The organism is Pseudomonas sp. MWU12-2345 (genome assembly GCF_023242385.1).
Lineage (GTDB): Bacteria > Pseudomonadota > Gammaproteobacteria > Pseudomonadales > Pseudomonadaceae > Aquipseudomonas > Aquipseudomonas gingeri_D.
This window is the reverse complement of the sequence record NZ_JALLJA010000021.1, coordinates 41,885-56,646: the sequence shown is the minus strand read 5'-3', so window position 1 is coordinate 56,646 and position 14,762 is coordinate 41,885. Positions and strand designations below refer to the sequence as shown.

Here is a 14,762-nt window from a genome sequence, read left to right as displayed (position 1 = left end):
CAACACCACAATGACCGACACCGTTCGCCACACGGACCGATCGTGCGAACTCGGGGCAAGACGCCTCGACCTTGGATTCAAAGGGGAGCGGTATGGGGAGCAACACGCAACAACGTTTGTACACGGCGATTTTGTCGGCACATTTGCTGACCGCCGCCAGCGCTTTTACCTTCAGTTCGACGGCTGCCGCCGAGGCGGAAAGCGCCGAAGCGCCAAAGCTCGACACCGTTATCGTCACCGGCACGCGCTCCCAGGAGCGCACGGCCAGCCAGTCGCTGTCGCCCATCGATGTGATCAGCGGCGACAGCCTGCGCGGCACCGGCTCGGATGAGCTGGGCACGGTGCTGGCGAAGTTGATTCCGTCCATCAACTTCCCGCGTCCGAGCCTGGTGGACGGCGCCGAGCTGGTGCGCCCGGCGCAATTGCGCGGGCTGTCACCGGACCAGGTGCTGGTGCTGGTCAATGGCAAGCGGCGCCACACCAGCGCCTTCGTCAACCTGGGTGGCGCGGTGGGCCGGGGTTCGGCTCCGACCGACCTGAATGCGATCCCGCTGTCGTCGATCGACCATATCGAAGTGCTGCGCGATGGTGCGTCCGCCCGCTACGGCTCGGACGCGATTGCCGGGGTGATCAACATCATCCTCAAGAACGCCGACCATGGCGGTTCGATCTCCAGCAAATTCGGTGAATACAAGAAGGGCGACGGTATCCAGCGGCAGATCTCCGGCAACAGCGGGTTCGCCATCGGTGATAACGGTTACTTCAACCTGTCCGGCGAAGGTGCCGACAACGATTACACCAACCGTGCCGGTAACGACTACCGTCCCGCCAGCGTCGGTTCCACCACCTATGGCCAGCAAGTGTTCCGCCAGGGGGAGCCGGCCAGCGACGAAGGCAAGCTGGCCTTCAACTCGGCTTACAGCTTCAACGACGCCGCCGAACTCTACAGCTTCGGTGGCTATAGCAAGCGCCGGGGCGAAACCGCCGGCTTCTATCGCGCCAGCAATGCCTCGAACAACCTTCCGGCGATCTTCCCCAACGGTTATCTGCCGCTGATTCGCGGCGACCTCGAGGACACTTCCCTGGTGGTCGGCCTGCGCGGCCTGCTGACGGATAACTGGCACTACGACCTGTCCGCCAACTACGGCAAGAACCAGTACGACCTGAGCACCGAGACGATCAACACCTCCCTGGGCCTGAACACCCCGCGCAAATTTGAAAACGGCACCCTGAGCAACGACCAGCGCCAACTGAGCCTGGACCTGTCGCGGGAATTCAGCCTCGGCTGGCTGCCGTATCCGGTGTCCGTGGCGTTCGGCGGCGAATACCTGCGCCAGGGTTATCAGATCAGCGCCGGCCAGCCTGAGTCCTATTACCAGACCGGTAGCTCCGGCCTCGGCGGCTTCCGCGAATCGGATGCCGGCAGCTATTCGCGGCATAACTTCGCCCAGTACCTGGACCTGGAAACCAACTTCACGGAAAAACTCAGTGCCTCGGCGGCGGTACGTCGCGAGGACTACAGCGACTTCGGTGCCAACGTCAGCGGCTCGTTGTCGGCGCGCTACGATTTCACCCCGCAGGTGGCCTTGCGCGGCAGCGTCTCCAACGGCTTCCGCGCACCGTCCCTGGCCCAGCAGAACTTCGCCTTTACCTCCTCGCAACTGATCGGCTCGACCGTGCAGGAAACCGGGGTGTTCCCGGCCAACGGCAAAGTGGCGCGGTTGCTCGGCTCCGATGATCTGAAACCGGAGAAGTCCCGCAACTACAGCCTCGGCCTGGTGCTGCAGCCGACGGACAACCTGACGCTGACCGCCGATATCTACCGGATCGATATCAGCGACCGCATCAGCCTGTCGTCCAACCTGTCGCTGAACAACGCGGCGATCGCCTATCTGCAGGCCAACGGTGTGGGCAATATCAACTACACCAGCGCCCGCTACTTCACCAATGCAACCAGTACCCGCACCGACGGCATCGACCTGGTGGCCAACTATCGCTACCAGCTGGACAACGGGGTGAGCTGGAACAGCACCCTGGGCTACAACTTCAATCACACCAAGGTCACCGACGTGAAGGCCAACCCGGCGATTCTCAATCAGTTGGGGGTCAATCTGTTGCGGGTGGACCGCCGTGAAGAGCTCGGTCTGCTGGGTGACAGCACTCCGGAGCAGAAACTGACCCTGGGTAACGACTTCAACTACGGCAACTGGACGCTGCACACGACCCTGGTGCGTTATGGTTCCTTCACCAGCTACCAGGCCGATCCGACCTATGACCAAACCTTCAAGGCGGCCTGGCTGCTGGACCTGGCGGCGGACTACAAGCTGAAGAACTGGACCTTTACCGTGGGCGGCGACAACGTCACCGACAAATACCCGGAGAAACTCAATGCCTACGCCAGCAACGGCGGCAACCTGGCCTACAGCACTTTTTCGCCGTACGGTTACAGCGGTGCGTTTTATTACGGTAAAGTGACTTACAACTGGTAATGATCAGGAACCCCGCGCAATTCGTCATGACCGCTATCGATCCCGCGTTGTCGAGTTTGGCCTATCCGCCGCGCCTGGAACTGGGGGCGCAACTGACCCACGAGCAACTGCTCTGCTCCATGCAGGCCACCATGGCCCGGCACAAGGGCGGACCGGTCTGGCTGTTCGCCTACGGCTCGTTGATCTGGCGTCCCGAGTGCTCCGCCGTGGAGCGGGTGCGCGGGCGGGTTCATGGTTACCACCGGGGCTTGTACCTGTGGTCCCATGAACACCGGGGCACACCGGAGTTTCCGGGGCTGGTGTTCGGCCTGGATCGCGGCGGTTCCTGCAGCGGTTTTGCCTATCGGTTGCCGGACGATCAGCTGGAAGCGTCGCTCTATGCCTTGTGGCAGCGGGAGATGCCGGTGCCGTCCTATCGGCCGCACTGGCTCAATTGCCGCCTGGCCACGGGGCAGACGGTTCAGGCGCTGGGTTTCGTGCTCGAGCGGCACTTGCCCAGCTATGCCGGCAACCTGCCGGACCATGTGCTGAACCAGGTGCTCGAAAGCGCCTGTGGGCGTTATGGCACCACCCGCGACTACGTCGAGCAGACCGCCAGCGCCTTGCGCAGCCACGCCATGCCGGATCGCAATCTGGAAGCGCGACTCAAGCGCTGCCGTTCGGCCTCGCATTAATATCACGGCGATGTTTAAAACCATTCAGTGAAATATACCGCCCTATTTTTATAATCTTCAAAAGCGCTATTTGATATCGATGTGGAAGACGTTATCAAAGAGAGAGGCTCTTTGTGGGGCCGTTTTTATGTTCAAGAATTGTTTCATTATCCGCGTTCATGAATGAGCTGGGGCAGTGCTATAACGAGTGATCTTTTGCACTCGGGTAAAGCTCCATATGAAACTGAATATAGTGCGTGGGCTATCTGCCATTGTCAGTACCGGCATGCCAATACAACATGGCCGAGCCTTTCAGCGTGTGGCCGACACTCATGAGTGTGTCATTGCCGTGCGGGCCGTGGGGCCTTGCGCCACGGGGTTGTTGTTGGAAAGTTATGCCACCAAGGGCTTTCACAATAAAGCCAAAAGTTGCACCTGGGGGCCGATGGCCGGGTTTGTCCTGGCGGATCCAAGATTTACCAAAAACCCGGATATCGCCAGTCAGCGTAAAGCCTTGCAAGGAGCAGTCAGTTCAGGGGGCGACGAGACGCCGTTGTATATAACCAATGAGCGACGCAAGGCACTGGAAACTCAGCTGAAGTGCATGACGCTGGTGGGTGGGAATAACCAGGAAATGCGTTATATGGCGTCTGGTCCAACGGGTGTTTCCATGAGTTTCATATTGAAATATACAACGGGTGTGGCGGGCACCAAGGGCGAGGGACTCTGGGGCGTGTTTTATGGACCGCAGGAAAGCCGCCTGTCCAATAGCCTGACGGGACTCAACCAGGCACAGGATCGGACAAACCTGCTCCCGGTCATGGCCATTGTCGACCCCTATTGCCCGGTGGAGGTGCGCCAGACTTATCGGGCCGCGACCACCTGTGATTATGACCTGTGGGCGGTTTTCCCCAGGCGCAGCAGCTATTCCCGCTCAGGGGCGGACCGACGTCGGGTGCCGGGCAGTGATCGCCTGCGTCAGGGGCTGAAGTCTTTTATCCAGCATGAGGATCCCCACCTGGGCAACATCACGCCGCGTATCAATCTACTCCGGACCGCGCTGAACACTGCGGTTCGTACGGAAGGCTATCAGGGCGGAGATGTGGTGCACCACAGCGACGAAGCGGGGCGTCCGCTGGTTTCGGACATTGATTTTCCCTGCCTGTTCTTTACCCCACATGAAGAGGCCTATTGCGCCCGGAATGTGCACGATGTGAAGCACCTGCTCAGTGTGTTGAGCTTTGACTATGTCCTCGGCCTGAATCCGGGTTGGCATCGTCAGTTGGGGCTCACAGTAAGCCGGGAAGGACACTACGAGGTGTAGCGCCGCCCCCTTTCGGTGTCAGCCGGGAAACGGCGGTTCATCGACCTTTTCGCTGCGGGACTCGATCAACTGCCCTTTGTGGTCAAAGCGCAGCACGATCAGCCAGTCATACACCTCCTCGGGCCAGTGTTTGTAGCCGGTGAGCTTTTTCGCATCGCCACCGAAGGCTTCGATCAGGTTGTCGATATGCCCGTGGTGCCAGGCGATCAGTACCACCGGCACGCTGTTGTCCTTGCCCAGGGATTTGACCAGCTTGTCGACCTCGTCGTCGGCGTAGGGTTGTTCGATGGGCAGGTTCAAGCGCAGCGACAGCGGGGTGAGGGTCAGGCGTGGCCGGTCGCTTTCCTTGCTGTCGCTGGTGGCAATCAGGCGTTGCGGGGTCAGTTGCGCACCGTCCAGCGACAAGGGATCGAAGTAGCTGGCGTAGGCCTGGGCCCGATGTTCGCCCGCGGGGCTGAGCCCGCGGCCCTGGTCGGGTTTTTCCGCGTGGCGGACGATCAGCACCGTGACATCGCTCAAGCCGACTTCCTTGTGGGCCATGGCCGGTGTGGCAAGTATCAGCGCCGAGAAAGCGAGTACGCCGGGGAGCAGGGTCTGTAGCAGTTTGAGCATGGATTTGCCTCGATGGGATGCAGGGGCGCGCTCGTCATGAGCGCGCCCGGGCCATGGGCAAAATATAGCGGTATTCAGGCAGCGTGCCGGGTGAAACTGTCGTCAGCGGCTCAACGCACCTGCACCACCACTTTGCCGACGGCCTTGCGCTGGGCCAGGTCATTGATGGCCTGGGCGGTCTGCGCCAGGGGATAGGTCTGCGATACCAGTGGCTTCAATTTGCCTTCGGCAAACCAGTTGAACAGTTGCTGGAAGTTGGCGGCGTTGTCCTGGGGCTGGCGCTGGGCGAACGAGCCCCAGAACACCCCGATCACCGCCGCACCCTTGAGCAGTGCCAGGTTCACCGGCAGCTCCGGGATTCGCCCGCTGGCAAAACCCACCACCAGCAGGCGGCCGTTCCAGGCGATGGAACGGATGGCCTGGTCGAACAGGTCGCCGCCGACCGGGTCGTAGATCACGTCGACGCCGTTGCCGTCGGTCAGGCGCTTGATTTCATCCTTGAGATTGTCCTGGCCATAGTTGATCAGCTCATCGGCGCCGAGGGCCTTGGCCACCGCCAGCTTCTCCGCGCTGCTGGCGGCGGCGATCACCCGGGCGCCCATGGCCTTGCCGATTTCCACGGCGGCCAGGCCCACGCCTCCGGAGGCGCCGAGTACCAGCAGGGTTTCCCCTGGCTGCAACTGCGCACGCTGCTTGAGGGCGTGCATGGAGGTGCCGTAGGTCATGCTGAAGGCGGCGGCGGTGGTGAAGTCCATGGCGGGGGGGATCGGCAGCACGTTATAGCCGGGCACTTTCACCTCTTCGGCAAAACTGCCCCAGCCGGTCAGGGCCATCACCCGGTCGCCGACCTTGAGGTGGCTGATCTTCTCGCCCACCGCGGCGACCACGCCGGCCGCTTCGCCACCCGGGGAAAACGGGAAGGGTGGCTTGAACTGGTATTTGCCCTCGATGATCAGCGTGTCCGGGAAGTTCACCCCGGCGGCGTGTACCTGCAAGAGGATCTCGTTCTTTGCGGGCACCGGGCTGGCGACCTCTTCCAGCACCAGCGTTTCGGCGGGGCCGAAGGCTTTGCAGAGCACGGCTTTCATCGGGCTATTCCTTTGGGAGTGATGGCCGATAAGTGTAGGTGTGTGAGTCGAAGGGTCAACGAGCATGCCCCACCCTGATAGTCCGCCATAAGCTTTTGCTTGGGCAGGGCGGTGCGGGTCGCTATGCTAGGCCGCAAACCGGATAAGGAGCGAATTGTGAAAGCGTTGATCATGTTGATGTTGGCCTTGTCCCTGCCGTTGGCGGCAGTGGCGGCGGAAGAAGCCAAGGAAGGGGAAGGCGCGGGTCCGAAAGTCAGCTATATCAGCCTGACGCCGCCGTTTGTCGGTAACTATGGTCTTGATGGCAGTCCGAAACTCAAGGTCTACAAGGCCGATGTGGCCTTGCGCGTGACCGGCGAGGAAGCGGCCAAGGCGGTCAAGGCCAACGAGCCGTTGATCCGTAACCAACTGGTGGCGCTGTTCGCCCAGCAGACCGTGGATTCGATGAGCAACGTCGACGCCAAGGAAAAGATGCGCCAGGAAGCGCTGAAGCAGGTTCAGCAGGTGATGAGCGACGAAACCGGCAAGCCGGTGGTCGAGGACCTGCTGTTCAATAACCTGATCGTTCAGTAAACCTAGGACGCCAGGCTCCTGCGGAACCGCGCCAGGGCCACGCTGAAGAACACCAGGCCGATGCCCGCCAGCGCCAGCAGGTCGGGCCAGACCACGCTGACCCCGGCATCGCGGAACAGGATCGCCGACGCCAGGCTGACGAAGTGCGTCGACGGCGAGCCCTGCATCACCCATTGCAGCCAGGTCGGCATGCTGTCCAGCGGCGTGCTGCCGCCGGACAGCAGGAGCATGGGGATGATCACCGGGATCGCCAGCAGGCCGAACTGCGGAGTCGAGCGGGCCAGGGTCGCGAGGAAAATCCCCAGGGCCGTGCTGGCGAACAGATACAGCGCCGTCACCCCCAGGAACAAGCCCAACGAGCCGGCCAACGGCACGCCCAGCGCGCCCTTGACGATCACTTCCAGCGATACCCAGGTGCAGATCACCACCACCAGCAGGTTGCTCCAGATTTTCGCCAGCATGATTTCCAGGGCCGTGAGCGGCAGCACCAGCAGGTGATCCAGGGTGCCGTGCTCGCGTTCGCGCAGCAGTGCGGTGCCGGTGAGGATGATCGCCAGGATGGTGATGTTGTTGACGATCTGGATCACCGCCAGGAACCAGCCGCCCTCCAGGTTGGCGTTGAACAACGCCCGGCTGGTCAGTAGCACCGGCGTCTGGCTCGCGGCGTCGGCCTGGCCGCCGTACTCGAGGAGTTCGCGCTGGAAGATCCGCCCGATATAGCCGGCACCCATGAATGCCTGGCTCATGGCGGTGGCGTCGACGTTGACCTGCACGGTGGGTGAGCGGCCGGCCAGCAGGTCGCTCTGGAAGTTGGCCGGCACATTGATCACGAAGGTGTACTGGCCGCTGTCCAGGGCCGCGTCCAGGCGGTCGTAGGCCAACGGCGCCGGGCGCTGGAATTCCGGCGGTTGCAGGGCATCGCCCAGTTTGCGCGACAGCGCGCTGCGGTCCTCGTCCACCAGGGCGACACTGGCGTTGTGCACGCCGATCACCGAGCCGGCCGCGGGCATGTAGATCGCCACGCTGAAGGCATAGAACAGGAACAGCAGCAGGACGCTGTCATGGCGCAGGCTGGTCAGTTCCTTGATGCCGAGGCGCAGGATATGGGCGAGCTTGTGCATCAGGCCTCCTGCTTCTTGAGCATGAGCAGGCTCAGGCCGGTAAAGGCGACGAAGAACCCGAACAACGCCAGGCACTGCGGCCATAGTTCGCGCAGGTCCAGGGCCTTGGTGAAGGTGCCGACGGCGATATCGAGAAAGTGCCCGGCGGGGAACAGCATGCCCATCAACGCGGCGCCGCCTTCCAGCGACGAGCGCGGCACGATCAATCCGGAAAACTGGATGGTCGGCAGGCTGGTGATGATCATGGTGCCGAGGATCGCGGCGATCTGGGTGCGGGTGAAGGCCGAGATCAGCAGGCCCATGCCGGTGGTCGCGAGCACATAGAGCATGCCGCCCAGGGCCAGGGTCAGGCCGCTGCCCTTGAAGGGCACGCCGAACAGCCAGCGGTTCATCGCCACCAGCAGGGCCAGGTTGATCAGGCTGACCACCAGATACGGCGCCTGCTTGCCCAGCAGGAACTCCAGGCGGGTCAGGGGCGTGGCATAGAAGTTGGTGATCGAACCGAGCTCCTTCTCCCGAACAATGCCCAGGGCGGTGAGCATCGCCGGGATAAAGGCCAGGATCAGCGCCATGACGCCGGGGCCGATGGCATTCACGCTGACCACGTCCTGATTGTAGCGAAAGCGGGTTTCCAGTCGGGCGGCGGGGCGGGCGTCATAGGCCGGGCTGCTTTGCGCCGCCAGTTGCTCGAGGTTGGCCTGGTGCACGGCCTCGACATAGTTGCGGCTGGTTTCGGCGCGGAACGGCATGCCGCCGTCCAGCCAGGCGGCGACCGTGGGCTGGCGCCCGGCATACAGGTCGCGGCCGAAGCCCGGGGGGATCTCCAGCGCCAGCTTGATCTCCGAGCGTTGCAGGCGCTGGTGCAGTTGCGCGGCATCGCGGATCGGGGTTTTCTCTTCGAAGTAACGCGAGCCGCGGAAGGCTTCCAGGTAGGCCCGGCTTTGTGGCGTCTGGTCCTGGTCATAGACGGCGAAGGCAAGATTTTCCACGTCCAGGGAAATCCCGTAGCCGAAGATCACCATCATGAACAGCGATCCCAGCAGGGCGAAAGCCAGTCGCACCTTGTCGCGCAGCAGTTCCTTGCCTTCGCGGCTGGCCACGGCCAGCAAGCGCGCCGGACTGAAACCGGTCTTGTTCGGTGCCAGGCCGGACGATGGCAGCGCTGTGTCACCGCTGGCGGCCTGCGGTTCCGGCGAACTGCCCTGCGCCTGCTCCAGGCAGCGGACAAAGGCGGCCTCCAGGGTGTCGCCGTGAAACTGCCGTTGCAGGGCATCGGGGGTGTCGCAGGCGAGCACCTGGCCGGCATGCATCAAGGAAATGCGATCGCAGCGCTGGGCTTCGTTCATGAAGTGGGTGGAGAGAAAGATCGTCACACCCTGTTCCCGGGACAGCTCGATCAGCAGGCGCCAAAAGTCATCCCGTGCCGCCGGATCGACCCCTGAGGTGGGTTCGTCGAGGATCAGCACTTCCGGGCGATGGAGTACCGCCACCGCCAGCGACAGGCGTTGGCGCAGGCCCAGGGGCAGGGCGCCGGACGGCTGGTCGGCGATCTCGCCAAGGTTGAAGCGCTGGATCAGTTCCTCGATCCGGGTCGCGCTGTCGACCTTGGGCAGGTCGAACAGGCGCGCGTGCAATTCAAGGTTCTGCCGCGTACTGAGTTCGCCGTACAGCGAGAAACTCTGGGACATGAAGCCGACCCGCTTGCGGGTCGCCAGGTCCGCGGCGTCCACCGGTTTGCCGAGCAGCGTGGCACTGCCTTCGCTGGCGGGCATCAGGCCGGTGAGGACCTTCATCGTGGTGGTCTTGCCGCAGCCGTTGGAACCGAGAAAACCGAAGATCTCGCCGCGACCGATGGCGAAGCTGACCTTGTTCACCGCCGTGAAGTCGCCGAAGCGCAAGGTCAGTTCGTGGGCTTCGATGGCGATATCGGTCTGGCCGGCGTCCCGGGGCGGGATCACCAGGGGCTGGTTGTCGTGGCCGCTGTCGCCCTGGAAATGGGTGAAGGCGTCGTCGAGCTTGCCGCTCGCGGTGCTGGCGGCCAGTTCCTGGCTCAGGCCGGCGGCGATCAGGCGGCCACGGTCGAGCATCAGGCAGTGCTCGAACTGTTCGGCCTCCTCCATATAAGCGGTGGCCACCAGCAGCGTCAACTGCGGGCGCTGGCGGCGGAATTCATCCACCAGTTCCCAGAAGCGCCGCCGCGACAGCGGGTCGACGCCGGTGGTGGGCTCGTCGAGGATCAGCAGGTCGGGGTCGTGGATCAGCGCACAGCACAGGCCGAGCTTCTGCTTCATGCCGCCGGAGAGTTTGCCGGCCGGCCGCTCGCTGAAGTGCTCAAGGTCGGTGGCGCGCAGCAGACTGTGCATGCGCAGGTCGCACTCGGCCTTGCCCAGCCCGAACAGCGTGGCGAAGAAACGGATGTTTTCGCTGATCGACAAGTCGGGGTAAAGGTTGCCCCCCAGGCCCTGGGGCATGAAGGCGATGCGCGGGTACAGACTGCTGCGGTGGCGGCGCTCGTCGATGGCCCCGCCGAGCACCTGCAACTGGCCTTGCTGGAGTTTCTTGACCCCGGCGATCAGTCCCAGCAGGCTCGATTTCCCGGCGCCGTCCGGGCCGATCAGGCCGCAGCGGGTACCGGCGGGCAGGCTGAAGGCGATGTCGATCAGGGCCTGCTGATCGCCGTAGCGATGCTGGATGCCACTGGCTTGTAGCGCCAGGTCACTCATTTCAGGTTGGCCGGCCAGTCCACGGGACTTGTGCGCACGTAACCGGCGCCGGGCATGCCGGGTTTGGCCTGGGGCACGGCGGCGGGTTCGGTCAGGCGCAGTTTGACCCGGAACACCAGTTTCTGCCGTTCGTCGCGGGTTTCCACTTCCTTGGGGGTGAACTGCGACTTGGCGGCGACGAAGGCGACTTTCGCCGGCAGGGGATGTTCGGGCAGGGCGTCGAGCAGGATCCGCGCGTCGTCGCCCTGGGTCAGGCGGCCGACCACGGAGGCGGGCAGGTAGAGGTTCATGTACTGGTCGTTGGGGTCGATCAGCAGCAACACCCGGCCGCCGGCGCCGAGGACTTCCCCGGGTTCGGCCAGGCGCAGCTGGATGATGCCGTCGAGGGGCGCGCGCAGGCTGCTGTCATCGATTTCGCTGGTCAACTGGGCGACCTGGGCCTGGGCCGCGCCGATGGCGGCGTTGGTGGCCGAGACCTGGGCCTTGGCGGCGGTCAGCGCGGCGGTGCTGGTGTCGTAGCGGGCCTGTTGCTGGTCGATCACCTGGCCGCTGGCGAAACCACGCTGGGACAGTTCGCGAAAGCGCTTGAGCTCCTGGCCGGCCAGCAACAGTTCGCTTTGGCGCAGTTGCACGTTGGCCTGGTTGGCGGCGAAGTTCTCGCGGGCGCGCAGCACTTCGGCTTCAGCCTGGTTGCGCTGGGCTTCGAGGGTGCGGGTGTCGAGGCGGGCAAGCAGTTGGCCCCGGGTGACCTTGTCGCCTTCGTTGACCAGCACTTCGGCCAGCCTGCCCGGGGTTTTGCTGGCGATCTGTACTTCGGTGGCTTCAAGGCGGCCGTTGCCCATGCCGAGGCCTTCGGGCAGGCGGTCGTGAAGGGATTTCCAGTAGCCGAAGCCACCGGCGGCGGCCAGCAGCACGAGCAGGGCAGCGGCGAAAAGACGGGAACTGTGTTGATTCATCGACATTACGGCATCCTGCGTCAGTAGCGTCCAATTTTGACCGGATACGCGGCGAAACGCGTTGATATTGGTCAAATGAACGGCAAGCCTAACCTGAATCGAGTGCAGGGTGCATCGTTGGATGTTGTGTTGTTCGTGCCGGCCTCTTCGCGGGCAAGCTCCGCTCCCACATTAGGTCAGTGTCGTGCACAAAATCCGTGATCGACACTGTACTGTGGGAGCGGAGCTTGCCCGCGAAGAGGCCAGTAGGCTCAGCGCAAAGCCAGAACCGCTGCCCACTGCCCGGCTGTGACCGGCATCACCGACAATCGGCTGCCTTTCTGCACCAGCGGCATCTCCGCCAACTCGGCCTGCTGCTTCAGATAGCCGAGCCCCAGCACCTTGCCAAAGGTCTCCACATGGGCCACCTGCAACGCGCTCCAGGGATTCTTCTCGGCACTGGCCTTGGGGTCGTGATAAGCGCTCTCGGGGTCCAGCGCCGTCGGGTCCGGGTACGCCGCCGCCACTATCCGACCAATCCCGGCAATCCCCGGCTCCGGGCAGCTGGAGTGATAGAAGAAAAACTCATCACCGGCGGCCATCGCCCGCAGGAAATTGCGCGCCTGGTAATTGCGCACGCCATCCCAGCGTGTCTCGCCGAGCTTGGCCAGGCCTTCGATGGACAGTTCGTCGGGCTCGGATTTCATCAGCCAATAGGCCATGGTTTTGCTCCTTGGGCAATTTGTCGGGCAATTTCGGGCACTAACCGACGGTCGGTTGACGCCAGTGTTTGCGTAGTGCTTCACGTTATCGCAAAATGCCGGGATTTTAAGCTTGACGCTGCTGCACGGCCTATAACGAAAACCGTTGCTGTCATCGTGGATCATTTGCCTAGGGGGGCAATCGATGAAACGCAAACCGGATTTACTATGGATTTTGGTGATTTTGTTCGGTTTGGGCGTGGTCACTACGGGCTATGCCCAGGGCCTCTGGTCCGGCAAGAAAGACGTGCCGGTGGAAATCGTCCAGAAGCAGCCTCAGCAGTCGACTCTGTTCAAGCGCTGATCCCGGCGGTTCTTGCCGGATCCAACCGATTCTTTATTGCGCGAAATACCAGGCGCGGTCGGTGACCGTGCCCTGTAACGGCACATCCCAGCTGGCCTGATTCAACTTCGCGACTTTCTGGCATTCATGGGCCAGCCCCAGCAGCGTCGGCTTGCGCCAGCTTTGACGGCGGGCCAGGTACGCCAGGCTGCGGTCATAGAAACCGCCGCCCATCCCCAGTCGTCCGCCTTCCACATCGAAACCCACCAGTGGCAGCAGCACCAGGTCCAGCGTCCAGACCTTGCGTTGCGCGGCCAGCTTGACCCTTGGCTCAAGGATGCGAAAACGATTGGGTTGCAGCTTCTCCCCCGGCCGAATGCGCTGGAACACCATCCGCGTGCGCGGCCAGGCGCTCAGCACCGGCAGATAGGTGTGCTTGCCGCGCCGTTGTGCTTCACGCAGCAGCAGGCGCGGATCGATCTCGCCGTCGGTGGGCAGGTACAGGGAAATATGGCGGGCGCGGCGAAACAGCGGGTGTTGCGCCAATTGCCGATACAGGCCACGGGCAGCCTGGCGCTGTTTGCTGGCGCTGAGCGCGCGGCGGGCTTTGCGCAGCAGTCGTCGAAGTTGCGGGCGGGAAGGCGGCGCAGGTTCGGTCATGGCATCTGGCTTGGGCAATCGAGCGGCCAGGACGGCAACTCGTTAACACCAATGCCGGCAGTGAAAGCCGGCACTGGGTTGAAATCAGGCTCCCCGACGTACCGCTGTCGGCTTAGCCCTTGAACCCGAGAGTTCAAGGTGGAAGTTGCAGGAGGCCTTAAGGCTTTCCGTCTAGCGGACATGCGCACCGGCCCCAACGTGCAACTCCCGTGGTTTTGCGAATCGGCTCAGGGACATCACCAACTGGCAAGCACTCCAGGGAGTGGCATCAGTATACCCGAAACTCGCTGTAGGAATCAGCCTTTGCTGTTGTCCGGATCAGTGGACAGCGCCAAATCGACACGCTCGAGCAGATCACGCACCTGTTCGCGGGTCGAGCCGCTGGCCTGCACATCCGGGCGTTCCTGGCGGTGCAGCAGGTCGTGGGTAATGTTCAGCGCGGCCATCACGGCGATGCGATCGGCACCGACGACTTTACCGCTGCTGCGGATCTCGCGCATCTTGCCGTCCAGGTAGCGAGCGGCACTGACCAGGTTGCTGCGTTCTTCCTGCGGGCAGATGATCGAATATTCTTTATCGAGGATCTGCACGGTCACGTTATTGCTTGAACTCATGAGTCTTGCTCCAGGGCTTTGAGGCGCGAAATCATGGATTCGACCTTACGCCGGGCGATTTCGTTTTTTTCAATGAGGGTTGCGCGCTCCTCGCGCCAGGTCTTTTCCTGAGCTAGTAAGAGTCCATTTTGGCTTTTTAGTTGCTCGACCCGGGTAATCAACAGTTCGAGTCTGGCCATCAGCGCGTGCAGGTCGGTGTCTTCCATCGGGTATCCACTGAATATGACTGATGAGCGGTAGTAATCACAGCGCGGAGCAAACGTTTGGACGGCCGATGGTCTGGCTCGTGCGCGAATGCTAGGATACAAGGCCTTCATTCTAGACATTGCGCCGCTTGGCGCCTAGCCGCCCATGCCCATTCAGAATTCCCCGTATAACGCCTTTGCCACCCTGCTGAGCACCAGCGGTCATCCTGTCTCGCCGGCCGAACTGCACGGCCTGTTGCTCGGCCGCAGTTGCGCCGGTGCCGGCTTCGAAGCCGACAGCTGGCTGGTGGACGCCGCCGAGCTGCTCGAAGGCGAACCGCAAGACAACGTGCGCAACGCCCTGATCGGCCTGCAAGAGATGGTCAAGGGCGAGCTTACCAGCGACGACATGACCGTTGTCCTGCTGCTGCCCACCGACGATGCGCCCCTGACCGAGCGCGCGATTGCCCTGGGCCAGTGGTGCCAGGGCTTTCTCGCCGGTTTCGGCCTGACCTATCGCGCCAACGCCCTGAGCGTCGAGGCCACCGAGGTGCTCCAGGACCTGGCGGCCATCGCCCAGGTGCAGGAAGCCCTGGAAGAGTCCGACGACGGCGAAAGCGACTATATGGAAGTCATGGAATACCTGCGGGTCGCGCCGCTGCTGCTGTTCACCGAAATCAACAAACCGGCTGAACCGGCTGCCAAGCCTTCTCTGCACTAAGAAGCCTTCAGACAGGGAGC

15 protein-coding genes and 1 other RNA gene are annotated in these 14,762 nt (G+C 62.8%); 6 read left to right on the top strand and 10 right to left on the bottom strand.

Translation table 11 applies throughout. From position 1 onward, the window contains the following. Nucleotides 1-92: 92 nt before the first annotated feature. The 3 genes from M5C71_RS29050 (at nt 93) to M5C71_RS29040 (ending at nt 4,466) form a co-directional block, all read left to right on the top strand. Nucleotides 93-2,489, top strand: coding sequence for a TonB-dependent receptor (locus M5C71_RS29050; protein ID WP_248769351.1), 2,397 nt, complete (start codon nt 93-95; stop codon nt 2,487-2,489). A gap of 26 nt (nt 2,490-2,515) precedes the next feature. Next, complete coding sequence (locus M5C71_RS29045) at nt 2,516-3,163, top strand: gamma-glutamylcyclotransferase (RefSeq protein WP_103496086.1); 648 nt, start codon at nt 2,516-2,518, stop codon at nt 3,161-3,163. 217 nt (nt 3,164-3,380) lie between these two features. Further along, the gene (locus M5C71_RS29040) at nt 3,381-4,466 is read left to right on the top strand and encodes a CyaA/EF/ExoY family adenylyl cyclase toxin (RefSeq protein ID WP_248769350.1); all 1,086 of its coding nucleotides are present in this window, start codon (nt 3,381-3,383) and stop codon (nt 4,464-4,466) included. A gap of 18 nt (nt 4,467-4,484) precedes the next feature. Here M5C71_RS29040 and M5C71_RS29035 read toward each other — a convergent pair whose 3' ends face one another. Both M5C71_RS29035 and M5C71_RS29030 read right to left on the bottom strand, forming a co-directional pair. Further along, nucleotides 4,485-5,078, bottom strand: coding sequence for a flagellar basal body-associated protein FliL (locus M5C71_RS29035; RefSeq protein ID WP_248769349.1), 594 nt, complete (start codon nt 5,076-5,078; stop codon nt 4,485-4,487). Nucleotides 5,079-5,188: 110 nt separating this feature from the next. Further along, nucleotides 5,189-6,166 carry an NADPH:quinone oxidoreductase family protein gene (locus M5C71_RS29030; protein WP_248769348.1) on the bottom strand — a complete coding sequence of 326 codons (978 nt, stop codon included), beginning with the start codon at nt 6,164-6,166 and terminating at the stop codon, nt 5,189-5,191. Nucleotides 6,167-6,322: 156 nt separating this feature from the next. Between M5C71_RS29030 and M5C71_RS29025 the strand changes: the two genes are divergently transcribed. After that, nucleotides 6,323-6,739 (top strand): flagellar basal body-associated protein FliL, encoded by a 417-nt coding sequence (locus M5C71_RS29025; protein ID WP_103496090.1) that lies wholly within the window; start codon nt 6,323-6,325, stop codon nt 6,737-6,739. 2 nt (nt 6,740-6,741) lie between these two features. Here the strand turns inward: M5C71_RS29025 and M5C71_RS29020 are convergent, their stop codons facing one another. The 4 genes from M5C71_RS29020 to M5C71_RS29005 all read right to left on the bottom strand — a co-directional run bounded on the left by M5C71_RS29020 (nt 6,742) and on the right by M5C71_RS29005 (nt 12,240). After that, entirely contained in the window at nt 6,742-7,860 is a 1,119-nt protein-coding gene (locus M5C71_RS29020; RefSeq protein ID WP_152736728.1) for an ABC transporter permease, read from the bottom strand. Beyond that, the gene (gene rbbA, locus M5C71_RS29015) at nt 7,860-10,583 is read right to left on the bottom strand and encodes a ribosome-associated ATPase/putative transporter RbbA (RefSeq protein WP_248769347.1); all 2,724 of its coding nucleotides are present in this window, start codon (nt 10,581-10,583) and stop codon (nt 7,860-7,862) included. The genes M5C71_RS29020 and rbbA overlap by 1 nt, the downstream gene beginning before the upstream one ends. Continuing rightward, the gene (locus M5C71_RS29010; RefSeq protein ID WP_248769346.1) at nt 10,580-11,545 is read right to left on the bottom strand and encodes a biotin/lipoyl-binding protein; all 966 of its coding nucleotides are present in this window, start codon (nt 11,543-11,545) and stop codon (nt 10,580-10,582) included. Before M5C71_RS29010 ends, rbbA begins: the two co-directional genes overlap by 4 nt. Before the next feature lie 245 nt (nt 11,546-11,790). Beyond that, nucleotides 11,791-12,240, bottom strand: a complete 450-nt coding sequence (locus M5C71_RS29005) for an EVE domain-containing protein (RefSeq protein WP_248769345.1) — start codon at nt 12,238-12,240, stop codon at nt 11,791-11,793. 184 nt (nt 12,241-12,424) lie between these two features. On the opposite strand from M5C71_RS29005, the gene M5C71_RS29000 reads away from it, so the two are divergent. Further along, nucleotides 12,425-12,583, top strand: coding sequence for a hypothetical protein (locus tag M5C71_RS29000; protein WP_103496095.1), 159 nt, complete (start codon nt 12,425-12,427; stop codon nt 12,581-12,583). 33 nt (nt 12,584-12,616) lie between these two features. Here M5C71_RS29000 and M5C71_RS28995 read toward each other — a convergent pair whose 3' ends face one another. From M5C71_RS28995 to M5C71_RS28980, 4 genes are all read right to left on the bottom strand, one after another. Beyond that, complete coding sequence (locus M5C71_RS28995; protein ID WP_248769344.1) at nt 12,617-13,222, bottom strand: 5-formyltetrahydrofolate cyclo-ligase; 606 nt, start codon at nt 13,220-13,222, stop codon at nt 12,617-12,619. Nucleotides 13,223-13,308: 86 nt separating this feature from the next. After that, nucleotides 13,309-13,487: non-coding RNA, 6S RNA (gene ssrS, locus M5C71_RS28990), on the bottom strand. Nucleotides 13,488-13,518: 31 nt separating this feature from the next. Beyond that, a complete protein-coding gene (locus M5C71_RS28985) occupies nt 13,519-13,836 on the bottom strand; it encodes a cell division protein ZapA (RefSeq protein WP_103496097.1) in 318 nt (105 codons plus the stop codon). Further along, entirely contained in the window at nt 13,833-14,042 is a 210-nt protein-coding gene (locus M5C71_RS28980) for a TIGR02449 family protein (RefSeq protein WP_100942079.1), read from the bottom strand. Before M5C71_RS28980 ends, M5C71_RS28985 begins: the two co-directional genes overlap by 4 nt. Nucleotides 14,043-14,187: 145 nt before the next feature. Between M5C71_RS28980 and M5C71_RS28975 the strand changes: the two genes are divergently transcribed. Next, nucleotides 14,188-14,742, top strand: a complete 555-nt coding sequence (locus M5C71_RS28975; RefSeq protein WP_100942078.1) for a YecA family protein — start codon at nt 14,188-14,190, stop codon at nt 14,740-14,742. The last annotated feature ends 20 nt before the right edge of the window (nt 14,743-14,762 follow it).

Excerpts from the sequence above, each read along its gene's own strand:
- M5C71_RS29050 (WP_248769351.1), top strand. The coding sequence starts at position 93 with ATGGGGAGCAACACGCAACAACGTTTGTACACGGCGATTTTGTCGGCA.
- M5C71_RS29045 (WP_103496086.1), top strand. The coding sequence starts at position 2,516 with ATGACCGCTATCGATCCCGCGTTGTCGAGTTTGGCCTATCCGCCGCGC.
- M5C71_RS29040 (WP_248769350.1), top strand. The coding sequence starts at position 3,381 with ATGAAACTGAATATAGTGCGTGGGCTATCTGCCATTGTCAGTACCGGC.
- M5C71_RS29035 (WP_248769349.1), bottom strand. The coding sequence starts at position 5,078 with ATGCTCAAACTGCTACAGACCCTGCTCCCCGGCGTACTCGCTTTCTCG.
- M5C71_RS29030 (WP_248769348.1), bottom strand. The coding sequence starts at position 6,166 with ATGAAAGCCGTGCTCTGCAAAGCCTTCGGCCCCGCCGAAACGCTGGTG.
- M5C71_RS29020 (WP_152736728.1), bottom strand. The coding sequence starts at position 7,860 with ATGCACAAGCTCGCCCATATCCTGCGCCTCGGCATCAAGGAACTGACC.
- rbbA (WP_248769347.1), bottom strand. The coding sequence starts at position 10,583 with ATGAGTGACCTGGCGCTACAAGCCAGTGGCATCCAGCATCGCTACGGC.
- M5C71_RS29010 (WP_248769346.1), bottom strand. The coding sequence starts at position 11,545 with ATGTCGATGAATCAACACAGTTCCCGTCTTTTCGCCGCTGCCCTGCTC.
- M5C71_RS29005 (WP_248769345.1), bottom strand. The coding sequence starts at position 12,240 with ATGGCCTATTGGCTGATGAAATCCGAGCCCGACGAACTGTCCATCGAA.
- M5C71_RS29000 (WP_103496095.1), top strand. The coding sequence starts at position 12,425 with ATGAAACGCAAACCGGATTTACTATGGATTTTGGTGATTTTGTTCGGT.
- M5C71_RS28995 (WP_248769344.1), bottom strand. The coding sequence starts at position 13,222 with ATGACCGAACCTGCGCCGCCTTCCCGCCCGCAACTTCGACGACTGCTG.
- M5C71_RS28985 (WP_103496097.1), bottom strand. The coding sequence starts at position 13,836 with ATGAGTTCAAGCAATAACGTGACCGTGCAGATCCTCGATAAAGAATAT.
- M5C71_RS28980 (WP_100942079.1), bottom strand. The coding sequence starts at position 14,042 with ATGGAAGACACCGACCTGCACGCGCTGATGGCCAGACTCGAACTGTTG.
- M5C71_RS28975 (WP_100942078.1), top strand. The coding sequence starts at position 14,188 with ATGCCCATTCAGAATTCCCCGTATAACGCCTTTGCCACCCTGCTGAGC.